This is a genomic window from Brevundimonas sp. VNH65, assembly GCF_049445955.1.
In the GTDB taxonomy this organism is placed as follows: domain Bacteria; phylum Pseudomonadota; class Alphaproteobacteria; order Caulobacterales; family Caulobacteraceae; genus Brevundimonas.
In genome coordinates this window covers 231,223-244,722 of record NZ_JBMSDX010000002.1, presented here as the reverse complement: position 1 = coordinate 244,722, position 13,500 = coordinate 231,223, and the positions used below count along the sequence as shown (strand labels likewise).

At 67.9% G+C, this 13,500-nt stretch carries 12 protein-coding genes; 2 read left to right on the top strand and 10 right to left on the bottom strand.

The window, feature by feature from the left end:
- Window positions 1–163: 163 nt before the first annotated feature.
- Together ACO2Q1_RS05035 and rarD are read left to right on the top strand one after the other, a co-directional pair.
- Window positions 164–1,210, top strand: coding sequence for an aspartate-semialdehyde dehydrogenase (locus tag ACO2Q1_RS05035; RefSeq protein WP_423328449.1), 1,047 nt, complete (start codon window positions 164–166; stop codon window positions 1,208–1,210).
- A gap of 54 nt (window positions 1,211–1,264) precedes the next feature.
- Window positions 1,265–2,188, top strand: coding sequence for an EamA family transporter RarD (rarD, locus tag ACO2Q1_RS05030; protein ID WP_423328448.1), 924 nt, complete (start codon window positions 1,265–1,267; stop codon window positions 2,186–2,188).
- Here the strand turns inward: rarD and ACO2Q1_RS05025 are convergent.
- The 10 genes from ACO2Q1_RS05025 to ACO2Q1_RS04980 form a co-directional block, all read right to left on the bottom strand.
- Window positions 2,185–3,321, bottom strand: coding sequence for a serine hydrolase domain-containing protein (locus ACO2Q1_RS05025; protein WP_423328447.1), 1,137 nt, complete (start codon window positions 3,319–3,321; stop codon window positions 2,185–2,187). The two genes, rarD and ACO2Q1_RS05025, sit on opposite strands and share 4 nt — an antisense overlap.
- Before the next feature lie 172 nt (window positions 3,322–3,493).
- Complete coding sequence (locus ACO2Q1_RS05020) at window positions 3,494–4,744, bottom strand: NAD(P)/FAD-dependent oxidoreductase (protein ID WP_423328446.1); 1,251 nt, start codon at window positions 4,742–4,744, stop codon at window positions 3,494–3,496.
- Window positions 4,745–4,883: 139 nt separating this feature from the next.
- Window positions 4,884–6,401 carry an aldehyde dehydrogenase family protein gene (locus tag ACO2Q1_RS05015; protein WP_423328445.1) on the bottom strand — a complete coding sequence of 506 codons (1,518 nt, stop codon included), beginning with the start codon at window positions 6,399–6,401 and terminating at the stop codon, window positions 4,884–4,886.
- 286 nt (window positions 6,402–6,687) lie between these two features.
- A complete protein-coding gene (locus tag ACO2Q1_RS05010; RefSeq protein ID WP_423328758.1) occupies window positions 6,688–7,635 on the bottom strand; it encodes a GAF domain-containing protein in 948 nt (315 codons plus the stop codon).
- Between the two features lie 166 nt (window positions 7,636–7,801).
- On the bottom strand, window positions 7,802–10,036 hold the full coding sequence (gene pnp, locus ACO2Q1_RS05005; protein WP_423328444.1) for a polyribonucleotide nucleotidyltransferase: 2,235 nt from the start codon (window positions 10,034–10,036) through the stop codon (window positions 7,802–7,804).
- A gap of 246 nt (window positions 10,037–10,282) precedes the next feature.
- Window positions 10,283–10,552: a 30S ribosomal protein S15 gene (gene rpsO, locus ACO2Q1_RS05000; protein ID WP_423328443.1), complete on the bottom strand. Its 270-nt coding sequence runs from the start codon at window positions 10,550–10,552 to the stop codon at window positions 10,283–10,285.
- A gap of 87 nt (window positions 10,553–10,639) precedes the next feature.
- Window positions 10,640–11,572 carry a tRNA pseudouridine(55) synthase TruB gene (gene truB, locus ACO2Q1_RS04995; RefSeq protein WP_423328442.1) on the bottom strand — a complete coding sequence of 311 codons (933 nt, stop codon included), beginning with the start codon at window positions 11,570–11,572 and terminating at the stop codon, window positions 10,640–10,642.
- 121 nt (window positions 11,573–11,693) lie between these two features.
- Entirely contained in the window at window positions 11,694–12,146 is a 453-nt protein-coding gene (gene rbfA, locus ACO2Q1_RS04990) for a 30S ribosome-binding factor RbfA (RefSeq protein ID WP_423328441.1), read from the bottom strand.
- Between the two features lie 63 nt (window positions 12,147–12,209).
- Window positions 12,210–12,890: a DUF2459 domain-containing protein gene (locus ACO2Q1_RS04985; protein ID WP_423328440.1), complete on the bottom strand. Its 681-nt coding sequence runs from the start codon at window positions 12,888–12,890 to the stop codon at window positions 12,210–12,212.
- 22 nt (window positions 12,891–12,912) lie between these two features.
- Window positions 12,913–13,440, bottom strand: coding sequence for a hypothetical protein (locus tag ACO2Q1_RS04980; RefSeq protein WP_423328439.1), 528 nt, complete (start codon window positions 13,438–13,440; stop codon window positions 12,913–12,915).
- Window positions 13,441–13,500: the final 60 nt, after the last annotated feature.

Sequence of the window (13,500 nt, the reverse complement as noted above, 5' to 3'; positions counted from 1 at the left end):
GTCGCCGAACTTGAGACGGTATTTGCACGAAAGCCGTTGCTTCGCGGCTGCGAAGGGCTAAATCCCCTGCACCCGGCATCTGGTCGGGCAAGAACGCGCTGAAGCAGCGAGGCTCGCCTCATTCGGGGAGAGCCGAGCGGTGGCGCACAAAGGGATATCTGCAATGGGCTATCGCGTCGCAGTCGTGGGCGCCACCGGCAATGTCGGCCGGGAGATGATGACCATCCTCGAGGAACTGAACTTCCCCGTGGACGAGATTCACGCGATCGCCTCGCGAAAATCGAAGGGGACCGAGGTCTCGTTCGGCGACAGGACCCTGAAGTGCCAGGATCTGGAACAGTTCGACTTTTCGACCGTCGACATCGTCCTGATGTCGGCCGGCGGCGGCGTGTCCAGGGAATGGTCCGAGAAGATCGGCAAGGCCGGCCCCATCGTGATCGACAACTCCTCGGCCTTCCGCAAGGACCCGGACGTGCCGCTGATCGTGCCCGAGGTGAACCCGGACGCGGTCAAGGACGCGAAGAAGAAGAACATCATCGCTAACCCGAACTGCTCGACGGCCCAGCTGGTCGTGGCGCTGAAGCCCCTGCATGACGCGGCGAAGATCAAGCGGGTCGTGGTCGCGACCTATCAGTCGGTTTCGGGCGCCGGCAAGGAAGGCATGGACGAGCTGTGGAACCAGACCAAGGCCATCTACGGCCTGGGCGACGCCACGCCGAAGAAGTTCCCCAAGCAGATCGCCTTCAACGTCATCCCCTTCATCGGCGCCTTCCAGGACGACGGCTACACCGATGAAGAGGCCAAGATGTGGAACGAGGTCCACAAGATGATGGACCCGTCGATCAAGCTGACGGTGACCTGCGTCCGCGTGCCGGTCTTCGTCGGCCACTCGGAAGCCGTGACGGTGGAGTTCGATCGTCCCATCAGCCCCGACGAGGCGCGCGCCATCCTGCGTGAGGCGCCGGGCGTCCTGGTGATCGATAAGCACGAGCACGACGGCTACATCACCCCGGTCGACGCCGCCGGCGAGCACGCCGTCTATGTCAGCCGCATCCGCAAGGACCACACGGTCGAGAACGGTCTGAGCTTCTGGGTGGTGTCGGACAACCTGCGCAAGGGCGCCGCCCTGAACGCCGTCCAGATCGCCCAGCTGCTGGATGAAACCGGCACGATCAAGTCCTCCAGCGGTTATCGCTCGATCACCGTCTGATCCTGTTCCGGACGTCGGTCGGGTTGTTCGGCCGACGTCCAAGGAAGCCATCTGATGTCCTCCCCCGACGCGCCGAACGGCCGCGCCGTTCTGACGGCCGTGGCCTGCTATTCCCTGTGGGGGCTGATGCCCCTGCTGTTCATGGCCATGGCCCATGCGGGCTTCGGCGCGCCCGAGATCCTGGCGCACCGGGCGGTGTGGTCGGTGTTCGTGGCCGGGGCGCTGGTGCTGGTGCTGGGCCAGTGGAGCGCGGCGCGGAAGGTGCTGGGAGACGTGCGGACGCTCGGCTGGCTGACGCTTTCGGCAGCCCTGATCGCGATTAATTGGGGTGTCTATGTCTGGGCGACGACCCATCATGCGACGCTGGAGGCCAGCCTCGGCTACTATATCAACCCTCTGATGAACATCGCCGTGGGCGCGGCCCTGTTCCGTGAGCGGATGGACCGCTGGGGCGTCGCGGCCATCGCCCTGGCGGCGGTGGGGGTGGCGGTGCAGACCGTGGCCCTGGGGCATCTGCCGGTGTTGTCGATTATCCTGGCCCTCAGCTTCTGCGCCTATGGGGTGATCCGGAAGCGGGTGGCGGCGGATGCGGCGACGGGCCTGTTCGTCGAATGCCTGGTGCTGCTGCCGTTCGGCGTCGCCCTGCTGGTCTGGCTGGAAACTCATGGTCAGGGCGGGGTCGGTTTCGCCTCGATGTCGGGTCTGGTCTGGGCCCTGTCCAGCGGACTGGCCACGGTCCTGCCGCTGGTGCTGTTCTCCTCGGCGGCGCGCAGGCTGCCGCTGTCGACCATCGGCTTCATCCAGTTCCTGGCGCCGACGCTGCAGTTCGCGGTGGGCGTCTGGTCAGGCGAGGCCTTCACCCTGCTGAGGGGCGTCAGCTTCGCCTTCATCTGGGCCGGAGCGGGGGTCTTCGCCCTGGGCGCCTGGCGGCGGTCGCGGGTGATCCGCGAGGCCATCCGCGAAAGCGAACCGGCCTAGATCGCCGAATAGAGGGCGTCGATCAGCCGCTGCGCCCTCGGGTCGCCGATCAGGTGGGACGACTGGCGGGTCATGACATAGGCGGCGGAGACGCGGGCGTCGGGGTCGGCGAAGGCGCAGGAGCCGCCCCAGCCGCAGTGGCCGACGGCGTCGGGATTGGGGCCGAAGATGTCCAGCCCGGCGTTGCGGGTGAAGCCGGCGGCCCAGCTGATGACGAAGGGCAGGACCTTGTCCTGGCCCCGGATGCGTTCGGTGGTCGCCTGATCGACGACGTCGGGTGACAGGACGGCCCGGCCGTCCAGCACGCCGTCATTGGCGATGATCCCCATAATCCGGGCCAGATCCAGCGCCGTGCCGTGCAGGTTGGCCGAGGGGATCTCGGCCTCGCGCCAGTCCTTCGATCCGCGTCCGCCGGGCGCCGAGCCCCGGTCGAGGAAGGCGGAGCGCTTGATGTCGTCGATGACCCCGAGGTCGGGAGCGGCCGAGGGCTTCTTCAGAACGGCGACGCGGTCGTGCTCGCTCTCGGGCAGGCCGACCCAGAGGTCGAGGCCGAAACGGTCGCGGAAGTCTTCCTTGAGCGCCGTCCCTAGCGTCCGCCCGTCGGCGAGGCGGAACAGTTCGCCGGCCAGATAGCCGATGGTGATGGGGTGATAGCCGCTGGCCGTGCCGGGCGGCCACATCGGCGCCTGGGCCGCCAGACGGTCCAGAACGCCCTGACGATCGAACCAGATCGACGGCTCGACGCCTTCGGAGAAGCCGGGCAGGCCGTCCTGATGGCTCATCATCTGGGCGACGGTGACGTCCTGTTTGCCCGCCGCCCCATAGGCGGGCCAGAGGTCTGCGACACGCTGGTCGTAGTCCAGCAGGCCGCGCTCGACGCAGGTCGCGATCAGCAGCGCCATCACCGCCTTGCCGGTCGAGAAGACGGGGGTGAGGGTGTTCGGGCCGTAAGGCGTTCCGGCGCGCGGGTCCGCCGGACCGCCCATCAGATCGATGACCGTCTCGCCGCCGATGACGACCGAGAAGCGGGCCGCCTGTTCGTTCAGCCCCTCGGGGGCGTCGGTGAAGTTGGCCGCGAAGGCGTCCTTCACGGCGACGAAACGATCGGGGCAGATTCCGGTGATGTCGGTCATGCTGAGTGTCAAACTTCCAATCAGTCACCCTCGGGCTTGTCCCGAGGGCCCATCGTTCCGCGCTCCCGGGCGGGATGGGCTCGCGATGAACGCTGAAAAACTTCAGAGCCGTGTTTGAACCCGCCATGGGCCCTCGGGACAAGCCCGAGGGTGACGGAAAGTCTGGGACCGATCATTCCAGCCAGGCCATCACGCCGTTCGCGGCCGCCACGCCCGACGCCATCGTCGCCTGCAGCAGATAGCCGCCGGTGGGGGCCTCCCAGTCCAGCATCTCTCCGGCGACGAAGACGCCGGGCAGGGCCTTCAGCATCAGCCGCTCGTCCACCGCGTCGAAGGCCACGCCCCCGGCCGAGGAGATGGCCCGGTCCAGCCCCTGTGTCCCGGTCAGGGTCAGGCGGACGGCCTTGATGCGCCGGGCCAGCTTGTCCGGGTTCAGGGGCAGGTCGCCGGGGATTTCGCGCAGGAGGCCGATGGCGGCGGGCGACAGGCCGGCGGCCTTGCGCAGCCAGTTGGTTGCGCTGTCCTTGCCGCGTGGTTTCGCCAGCCGTGCGGTCAGGGCCTCCAGCGACAGGTCGGGGCGCAGATCGACGCTCAGGACGGTGGAGCCGTCGCGGGCGATGGCGTCGCGCAACGGCTGCGACAGGGCGTAGATCGCCCCGCCCTCGACGCCGTAACGGGTCAGCATGATCTCGCCGCGGATTGTTTGTGGGCCTACCGCGCTTCGCGCTGCTTGAGGCCGGTCATCCGCATGGGTCAGCGTCACGGGCTTCAGCGGCTGGCCCGCGAAGCGCGCGATCAGCACCGGCGACCAGTCGATGTCGAATCCGGCGTTGGCGGGCTGGAAAGGGGCGACCTCGACCCCCGCCGCCTTAAGCCAGGACGTCCATTCGCCCTGGGATCCCAGGCGCGGCCAGCTTGCCCCGCCCAGCGCCAGGACGGTGGCGGCGGGGCGTTCCAGCCGTTCGCCCTCCGGCGTGTCGAACACGAGCGCGCCATCGCGCCAGCCGGTCCAGATCGAGCGGGTGCGGATCTCGACGCCGAGACCGGTCAGCCGGGCCAGCCAGGCGCGCAGCAAGGGCGAAGCCTTCATCGCCTTGGGAAACACCCGGCCCGAGGAGCCGGTAAACGTCGGCTGGCCCAGCCCTTCGGCCCACCGGATCAGGTCGGCGGCCGTGAAGGCCTTCAGCCATGGGGCGACGGCGGCGCTGCGGTCGCCGTAGCGGCCGAGGAAGGCCCCGGCGTCTTCCGAATGGGTCAGGTTCAGGCCGCCCCGTCCGGCCATCAGGAACTTGCGCGCCACGGACGGCATGCGCTCATGGACCACGACCTGGCGTCCCGCCGTCGCCAGCCGCTCGGCCGCCATCAGTCCGGCGGGACCGGCGCCGATGACATGGACGGCGGGGGAGGGGGAGGGCGAGGTCATCGGCGGCTTGTGAGCCAGGCCGGCGACAAGGGGAAGAGGGGCCGCGGACTGCCTGCAAAAAAGCCGCCCCGACGGCCCAGGTCTTCTGACGTCCGGCTGGACGAGCGGCCACCGCGGGGCGGCCGCTCGCGCGCCGGTCCTAGAAGAAGCCCAGTTTGTCGGGGCTGTAGCTGACCAGCAGATTCTTGGTCTGCTGGTAGTGGTCCAGCATCATGCGGTGGTTTTCGCGACCGATGCCGGACTTCTTGTAGCCCCCGAAGGCCGCATGCGCCGGATAGGCGTGGTAGCAGTTGGTCCAGACGCGGCCCGCCTCGATACCGCGACCGGCGCGGTAGGCGGTGTTCATGTCGCGGGTCCAGACCCCGGCGCCCAGGCCGTATTCGGTGTCATTGGCGATGGCGATGGCTTCTTCCAGCGTCTTGAAGGTGGTGACCGACAGGACCGGGCCGAAGATCTCCTCCTGGAAGACCCGCATGTCGTTGGTCCCCTTGAAGATGGTCGGCTTGACGTAATAGCCGCCCGCCAGATCACCGGACAGTTCCGGCTGGTCGCCGCCGGTCAGGACCTCGGCGCCCTCCGCCCGGCCGATGTCGAGATAGCCCAGAATCTTCTTGAGCTGGGCCGAGGAGGCCTGGGCGCCGACCATGGTGTTCGGGTCCAGCGGGTCGCCGGCGACGATGGCTTCGACCCGGGCGATCGCCTTGGCCATGAAGGCCTCGTAGATGTCCTCGTGCACCAGGGCGCGCGAGGGACAGGTGCAGACCTCGCCCTGGTTGAGGGCGAACATGGCGAAGCCCTCCAGCGCCTTGTCGAGGAAGGCGTCGTCGTGATCCATCACATCCTTGAAGAAGATGTTCGGCGACTTGCCGCCGAGTTCGAGCGTGACCGGGATGATGTTCTGGGTCGCATATTCCATGATCTTCTGGCCCACGGCTGTGGAGCCGGTGAAGGCGATCTTGGCGATGCGGGGGTTGGTGGCCAGCGGCTCGCCCGCTTCCTTGCCCGTGCCCGAGACGATGTTCACCACGCCCGCCGGGATCAGGTCCTGGATCAGTTCGATGACCAGGAGGATGGAGGCGGGCGTCTGTTCGGCCGGCTTCATCACCACGCAGTTGCCGGCGGCGAGCGCGGGGGCCAGCTTCCAGGCCGCCATCAGGATGGGGAAATTCCAAGGGATGATCTGGCCCACGACACCGAGCGGCTCGTGGAAGTGGTAGGCGACAGTGTCGTTGTCGAGCTGCGAGATGCCGCCTTCCTGGGCGCGGATGCAGCCGGCGAAGTAGCGGAAGTGGTCGATGGCCAGGGGGATGTCGGCGGCCAGGGTCTCGCGGACCGGCTTGCCGTTCTCCCAGGTTTCGGCCTCGGCGATGGCCTGGAGGTTCTGCTCCATACGGTCGGCGATCCTGTTCAGCAGGATGGCGCGTTCAGTGACCGAGGTGCGTCCCCATGCGGCCTTCGCCGCATGGGCGGCATCCAGCGCCAGCTCGACGTCGGCGGCGTCGGACAGGGCGACTTCGCACAGAACGCGGCCGTTCACCGGCGAGGTGTTCTCGAAATAGCGACCGGCGACGGGGGCGACCCATTCGCCGCCGATGAAGTTGTCGTAGCGGGGTTTGAATTTGGGGGTCACGCTGCGGATGAATTCGGGCTTGGTCATGATTGTCTCCGTTCGTTTCCATTGGTCGTTTCTGGCGCGCCCCGAACGGGCGTCGTCGTTGCGAACAGAAGGGGGCCTGGGGGTGCGGCGAGGCTAGGGGGGCGAGGAATGATGCGGCGCACACCTGTCGCAGGGGTGAGACAGTGGGTCTCCTCCCTGCGCCGTAGCCGTGGGGAGGCGCCTCGAAGCGGAGTGGAGAGACAGAGGGGTTCAGGAAGAACTCCTCCGGCAGCTCGCGAAGGGCTCGCCGCCACCTCCCCATGCGCCAGCGCGCACAGGGAGGAGACTACAAGCCCAGCCGGTTCATCTTCCGATGCAGTGTCGCGCGGCTGACGCCCAACGCCCTCGCCGCAGCGGAGACATTGCCGCTGTTCAGCGCCAGGGCGCGGCGGACAGCGCCGCGCTCGGCTTCCAGAAGATCAGTCTCGACGGAGCCTGCGACCAGGACTTCGGCGGCGGCGAGCTGGCCCGCGATCCGCTCGTCTGTGATCGACAGGGCCAGGCGAGCGGCGCGGGTGGCGCCGACGACCAGATCATGACGGTCAACGGCGAGCAGGGCGGCGGTATTGCGCTCGGCGGCGTCGCCCGCCAGGACGATGCGGGCGTCGTGAAAATGCTGGCGAAAGGTCTGGGCCTCGATGGCGCGGGCGGCGTCGGCCACGGCCCCGGCGATGAGACGCATGACGCCCTCCGTCGCATCGGCGCGGCAGGAGGAAACGTCCAGAAGACCGGCCAGCCGTCCCTGTGGGTCGTGAATCGGATGGCTGGTGCAGGCCATGGCCGTGTTGCGCGAATGGAAATGCTGGTCGCGGTCGATGGTCAGGGGGCGGTGCTCGGCCAGGGCCGTGCCGATGCCGTTGGTGCCCTCGGCGGCTTCAGACCAGACCGCGCCGGTCCAAAGGCCCCAGCGACGGAAGGTCTCGTCGTCGGCTGAGGCGCCGCGCCGTTCTACGGCCACGCCTTCGGCATTGCACAGCAGCACGCAGCAGCCCGTGTCGCCCACCGCAAGGAACAGACGATCCAGAACGCCCTGGGCCGCCCGGGTCATGGGCTCCATCGCCTGTTGCGCCTGACGCAGTTCTTTGGCCGTCAGGGTGGCGGCGCCGCCCCGATCCTCAGGATCAAGACCATGCAGGGTCATGGAGCGACGCCACGAGGCGGCGATGGCTGATCGCGCCGCGTCCGCCCCGTCATCCAGCATGCGACGCACCCGGTCGCCGTGATCGCCGCCCATACCGTTGCCCACGCTGAGGCTCCGCAGATCCGTCCGGCGCTCAGTGAAGACCTCGGAGGGGAGTGTGTAAAGGCGTCAGGCCGTGAGGCGCGCGGCTGAGGCCGCGCGCGAAAAAGGCCCCGCTGTTTCCAGCGGGGCCTCGTTCAGTCAGCGATCGGGCTGAAACCTAGTCGCGACGCGGGCGACGGCCGCGGCCGCCTTCGCGGTCGCCTTCACGCTTGGGACGGCCGCCGGTGTCTTCCGACAGGGGGGGCTCGCCGCGTTCGGCGCGTTCGGCGTTGATCTTGTCGGTGATGTCTTCACCGGTTTCCTGATCGACGACCTTCATCGACAGCTTGGTCTTGCCGCGATCGTCCATGCCCAGGAACTTGACCTTCACTTCCTGGCCTTCGGAGACGACGTCGGCCGGGTTGGCGACGCGTTCCAGGGCCATCTGCGACACGTGGACGAGACCGTCCTTGGCGCCGAAGAAGTTCACGAAGGCGCCGAAGTCGACGACCTTGACCACCTTGCCGGTGTAGATGGTTCCGACTTCCGGCTCGGACACGATGGACAGGATCCAGGCCTTGGCGGCGTCGATCTTTTCCTGTTCCGAGGCGGCGATCTTGACGGTGCCGTCGTCCTCGATGTTGACCTTGGCGCCGGTCTTTTCGACGATCTCGCGGATCACCTTGCCGCCGGTGCCGATGACTTCGCGGATCTTGTCGACCGGGACCTTGATGGACTCGATCTTCGGCGCGAACTCGCCCAGCTCGGTGCGGGCGCCGTCGATGGCCTTGTCCATCTCGTCGAGGATATGCATGCGGCCGGCCGACGCCTGGGCGATGGCCTTCTTCATGATCTCCTCGGTGATGCCGGCGACCTTGATGTCCATCTGCAGCGAGGTGATGCCGTCACGGGTGCCGGCGACCTTGAAGTCCATGTCGCCCAGGTGGTCTTCGTCACCCAGGATGTCCGACAGGATGGCGAACTCGCCCGACGGCTCCAGGATCAGGCCCATGGCGATGCCCGAAACGGGCTTCTTGAGCGGAACGCCGGCGTCCATCAGGGCCAGCGAAGAACCGCAGACCGTGGCCATCGAGGACGAGCCGTTCGACTCGGTGATCTCCGACACCAGACGGATGGTGTAGGGGAAGTCCTCGTTCGACGGCAGCATCGGACGGATGGCCCGCCAGGCCAGCTTGCCGTGGCCGATTTCACGACGACCCGCGCCGCCCATACGACCGGTCTCGCCGACCGAGTACGGAGGGAAGTTGTAGTGCAGGAGGAACTTCTCCTTGTACGTCCCCGTCAGGGCGTCGATGTACTGCTCGTCCTCGCCGGTGCCGAGGGTGGCGACGACGATGGCCTGGGTCTCACCGCGGGTGAACAGGGCCGAACCGTGGGTGCGCGGGAAGACGCCGACTTCCGAGACGATCGAGCGGACCTTGTCCAGGGCGCGGCCGTCGACGCGGTGGCCGTTGTCGATGATGTCGCGACGCAGGACGTGGGCTTCGCATTCCTTGAAGGCGGTGGCGAACTTGGAGGCGTCGACGCCGTCCGGGTTCTCGTCCGTCTTCACCAGAGCCGCGGCGGCGGTCTTCTTGGCCGCGTCCACGCCCGAGCGGCGGTCGTACTTGCCGACGTGGGTGTAGGCCTTCTTGATGTCCTCGCCGACCAGGTTCTGGATGGCGGTGACGACGTCCGAGTGGTCCTCGGCCTGGAAGTCGAACGGCTCCTTGGCGGCGTGTTCGGCCAGTTCGATGATGGCGTCGATCACCGGCTGCATGCCCTTGTGGGCGAACATCAGGGCTTCAAGGAAGGTGTCTTCCGACAGTTCCTTGGCCTCGGACTCGACCATCATCAGGGCGTCCGAGGTGCCGGCCACGACCAGGTCCAGATCCGAGTCCGGCATCTGGTCGATGGTCGGGTTCAGGACCAGCTCGCCGTTGATGTAGCCGACGCGGGCGCCGCCGATCGGACCCATGAAGGGCACGCCCGAGATGGTCAGGGCGGCCGAGGTGGCGACCATGGCCAGCACGTCCGGATCATTCTCCAGATCATGCTGCAGGACGGTGACGACGACCTGGGTCTCGTTCTTGAAGCCCTTGACGAACAGGGGGCGGATCGGACGGTCGATCAGGCGGGAGACCAGGGTCTCCTTCTCGGTCGGACGGCCTTCACGCTTGAAGTAGCCGCCCGGGATCTTGCCGGCGGCGAAGGTCTTTTCCTGGTAGTTGACGGTCAGGGGGAAGAAGTCCAGGCCCGGCTTGGGGGCGCGACCGTAAACGACGGTGGCGAGGACGACCGTCTCGCCGTAGGTGGCCAGAACGGCGCCGTCGGCCTGGCGGGCGATGCGGCCCGTCTCCAGGGTGAGGGGGCGGCCGGCCCAGTCGATCGTCTTGCGTTTGATATCGAACATTTTCGTCTTTCATGTCCCGCGGGCGGATTCCACACGGGGTCCCATCAGTGGGTGGAGCGTCGGGCGTTCAGTCCTTCGGTCCATGGACCGCCGCCCCATGGCGAACGATCCGGGAGTGTTGAGGACTGCTATCGAGCCCTCGCGTAGTGCGTCGAACGTGCTGCGACGCGCAGTTTGGTCTCTGTATGCGGAAAGAGGCGCGGACATGGCCCGCGCCTCGAAAATCTTCCGCGTCTCGTCCCGGCCTTAGCGGCGCAGGCCGAGCTTGGTGATCAGAGCGGTGTAACGCTCGCGATCGACCTTCACCAGGTGGTCAAGAAGGCGACGACGCTGCGAGACCATCTTGAGCAGGCCGCGGCGCGAGTGGTTGTCCTTCTTGTGGGTCTTGAAGTGTTCGGTGAGGTTGGCGATGCGTTCCGACAGGATCGCGACCTGGACCTCGGCCGAGCCGGTGTCGCCAGCGGAGCGGGCGTTATCGGCGATGATTTCAGACTTGCGTTCAGCAGTAACCGACATCGTAGGACTCCTTTGTGCGCTGACGCTCGGCCTGCGAGGCCTCGCTGCTTGAGCGCGTTCTGAATTCCCTCGGCCTTTTCAGGGGCGTCAGGAAAGATTGAAAACGCGGTCGGGTTCGAAGCGACCGGCCCGCAACTGACCGAGAGCGACGAGGGTCTGGCCCTGAAAGGCGGAAACGGTGCGGGAGCCGTCGCGAAGGCGGCCCTTGAGCGTTTCGACCTGTCGGGGGATCAGAACGATCGGTCGTCCCTGACGAAGCGAGAAGGCGTCCTGTTCCGTCACGGCCAGATCCGGGATGTCGTCCAGAGCGGTCGCGACGGGAAGCAAGCCTTCCGAGGCGGCGTCCCTATGCACCAGATCGGTCAGGAAATCCAGTGTGACGGCGTTATCGACCGAAAACGGCCCCACCCGCTCGCGTCTGAGGGCCGAGACATGCCCCTCTGCGCCCAGCATCGTCGCCAGATCGCGGGCCAGGGAGCGGACATAGACCCCCTTGCCCGTGCGGATGGTGACTTCCGTATGGTCGGCGTCGGGCGTGTCGGTGACGGCGGCCTCATGGATCCTGACCTTGCGCGCGGCCAGTTCGACCTCGACGCCCTCGCGCGCCAGGTCATAAGCCCGGCGGCCGTCCACCTTGATGGCCGAGAAGGCGGGAGGAACCTGATCGATCTCGCCGACGAAGGCGGGCAGGGCGGCCTTGACCGCGTCGACGGACGGACGGACGTCGGACCGGGCGATGATCTCGCCCTCGCGGTCGACGCTGTCGGTCGAGACGCCCCAGTGGATGGTGAAGCGATAGACCTTTTCCGCCTCGACCATGAAGGGGACGGTCTTGGTGGCTTCTCCGAGCGCGATCGGCAGGATGCCCGAGGCCAGGGGATCGAGCGTGCCGGCGTGCCCGGCCTTCTGGGCGTCGAACAGGCGGCGGATCTTCGAGACGGCCTCGGTCGACCCCATCTCGAACGGCTTGTCGAGGCAGATCCAGCCGTTGACGATCTGGCCCTTCTTGCGACGGGCCATTACTGGGGGCCTATCGCGCTTTGCGCTGCTTGAGGCTGCGGGGCCTGGCCTATCGCGCCTTGCGCTACTTGAGGCCGTATCGCCTGGCCTATCGCGCTTCGCGCTGCTTGAGGGCGGGTCATCAGGCGTCGTCGTCTTCGTCGCGGGCGTGCAGGTCGGCCTGGACGCGGGGGTCGTCGAACAGGCGGTCCATGCGGCTGGCCGCGTCGAAGCTCTCGTCGTGGCGGAAGCGCAGGTCGGGGGTGAACTTCATGTCCAGCTTGGCGCCCATGCGGCCCCGCAGGAATTTGGCGTGGGCGTTCAAGGCCTTGATGATCTCGCTCTCATGGCCGGTGGTCTCGGCGACCTCGACGCCAGCGCCCAGAGGTTCGACGAAACAGGTGGCGTGCTTCAGGTCGGGCGACAGCCGCACCTCGGTGACCGTGATCGAGACGCCGGCCAGGGCCTCGTCGTGGATGTCTTCTTCGCGCAGCACGTCGACCAGGGCGTGGCGGATCAGTTCGCCGGCGCGGAGCTGGCGCTGGGAGGGACCCTGGGGGCCGGAGGCGTTGCGGGTGTGCTGTTTGCGGGCCATGCGGCCACTCCTGAACTCGTTCGCCGGGGATCGGACCCGGCACCGAAACGAAAGGCGCGCGGTCTAGGGCCGTCCGGCGGTCTTGTCCAGAGCGTGGGCGTCGACGCTGGCGCCGATCTCGGATGACAGGAGGCTCCAAACAGGCCGAATCGCCACGCCGCCGGCGTTCAGGACCTCGGCCGCCCAGTGGTTGCACAGGTGCAGGATCGAGAAGGTCTCGGTCGAGGCGAAGAAGCGGACGGGGTCGCCCGGCCGGACAGCGGCGACGTGCGGGCGGCCGCGGGGCGCGGCGAGCGATCCCTCGATCCGTCGGCGAACGGGCTCGAAGGCGGCGGCGGACAGGCGCAGGATCCGGACGTCCTCGCCGGCATAGGCCGAGGCCGGGTCGGCGGCCTCGGGGCGCAGCATCAGGACCGACGGATTGCCGCCGGGCCGGAAAAAGGCGCGGGCGCCGTCTGGCAGACGGTCGGTGATAGGGCTCTGGTCGACATAGAACCGGGCGTCGCCCCAGCCGACCCGGACACGGTCGCCGGGGTCGAGCACCGCCAGGGCCTCGCGCAGGGGACCGGGCTGGGCGGCGAGGGCGGCGCGGGGCATGACGAAGTCGGTGTGGAAGCCGTTGTCGAGGACGAGGATTTCGACGGGCGGCCCGCCCAGGTCGGGCGCCGGCGGCAGGCCGGGCCGCACCCAGGTCAGCAAGCAGAGCAACAGGCCGATCAGTCCGCCGAAGAAAGCCCCGCGCATGATATCGCCCCCGCGTTCCGGATCAGGGTCTTACCGGCGGCGGCAGGTCCGCCTCGGCGGCGCCGTTGGCGCGCGACGGCAGGGCCCATTCGCCCCGATAGCTGTAGGACAGCTGGACGCAGTGACGGAACCGTCCATCGGCCCAGCGGCCGACCGCCTGCATGGTCAGCGGCCGGACGGCCCGGACGCGCCCGACCACGAGGAAGGTCTGGTCGGCGCCGGGGCACAGGGCGCGGGCCAGCGGGCGGCCCTCGCCCTCGGTCGGGATGGTGTAGATGCGGCGTTCCGACGCCTCTTCGGGCAGGGCCTTCAACGCCTCGGCGGGGCCGCCGCGCTCGATGCGCGAGGCGCCGCGGGCCGTGGTCGAGATGATGCGCCGCACGGCCACCGCGCCGAACAGGCCGCGCTCGACCTCCAGGGTGACGCCCCGCGTCAGGGCGTTGGTGACACGGTCGGAAGCGTCATAGGCCAGGAAACGTACATCGGCCGCCGCCGGAAAGGCGACGGCCGAAGCGAGGATCAGGGTGGAGATCAGAATGGGGCGCGACATGCGGCCTTGCTCTCCGTCCAGTGCGGCGAAACGGTGGCGGCGCCCGCGAACGGGCGTCCG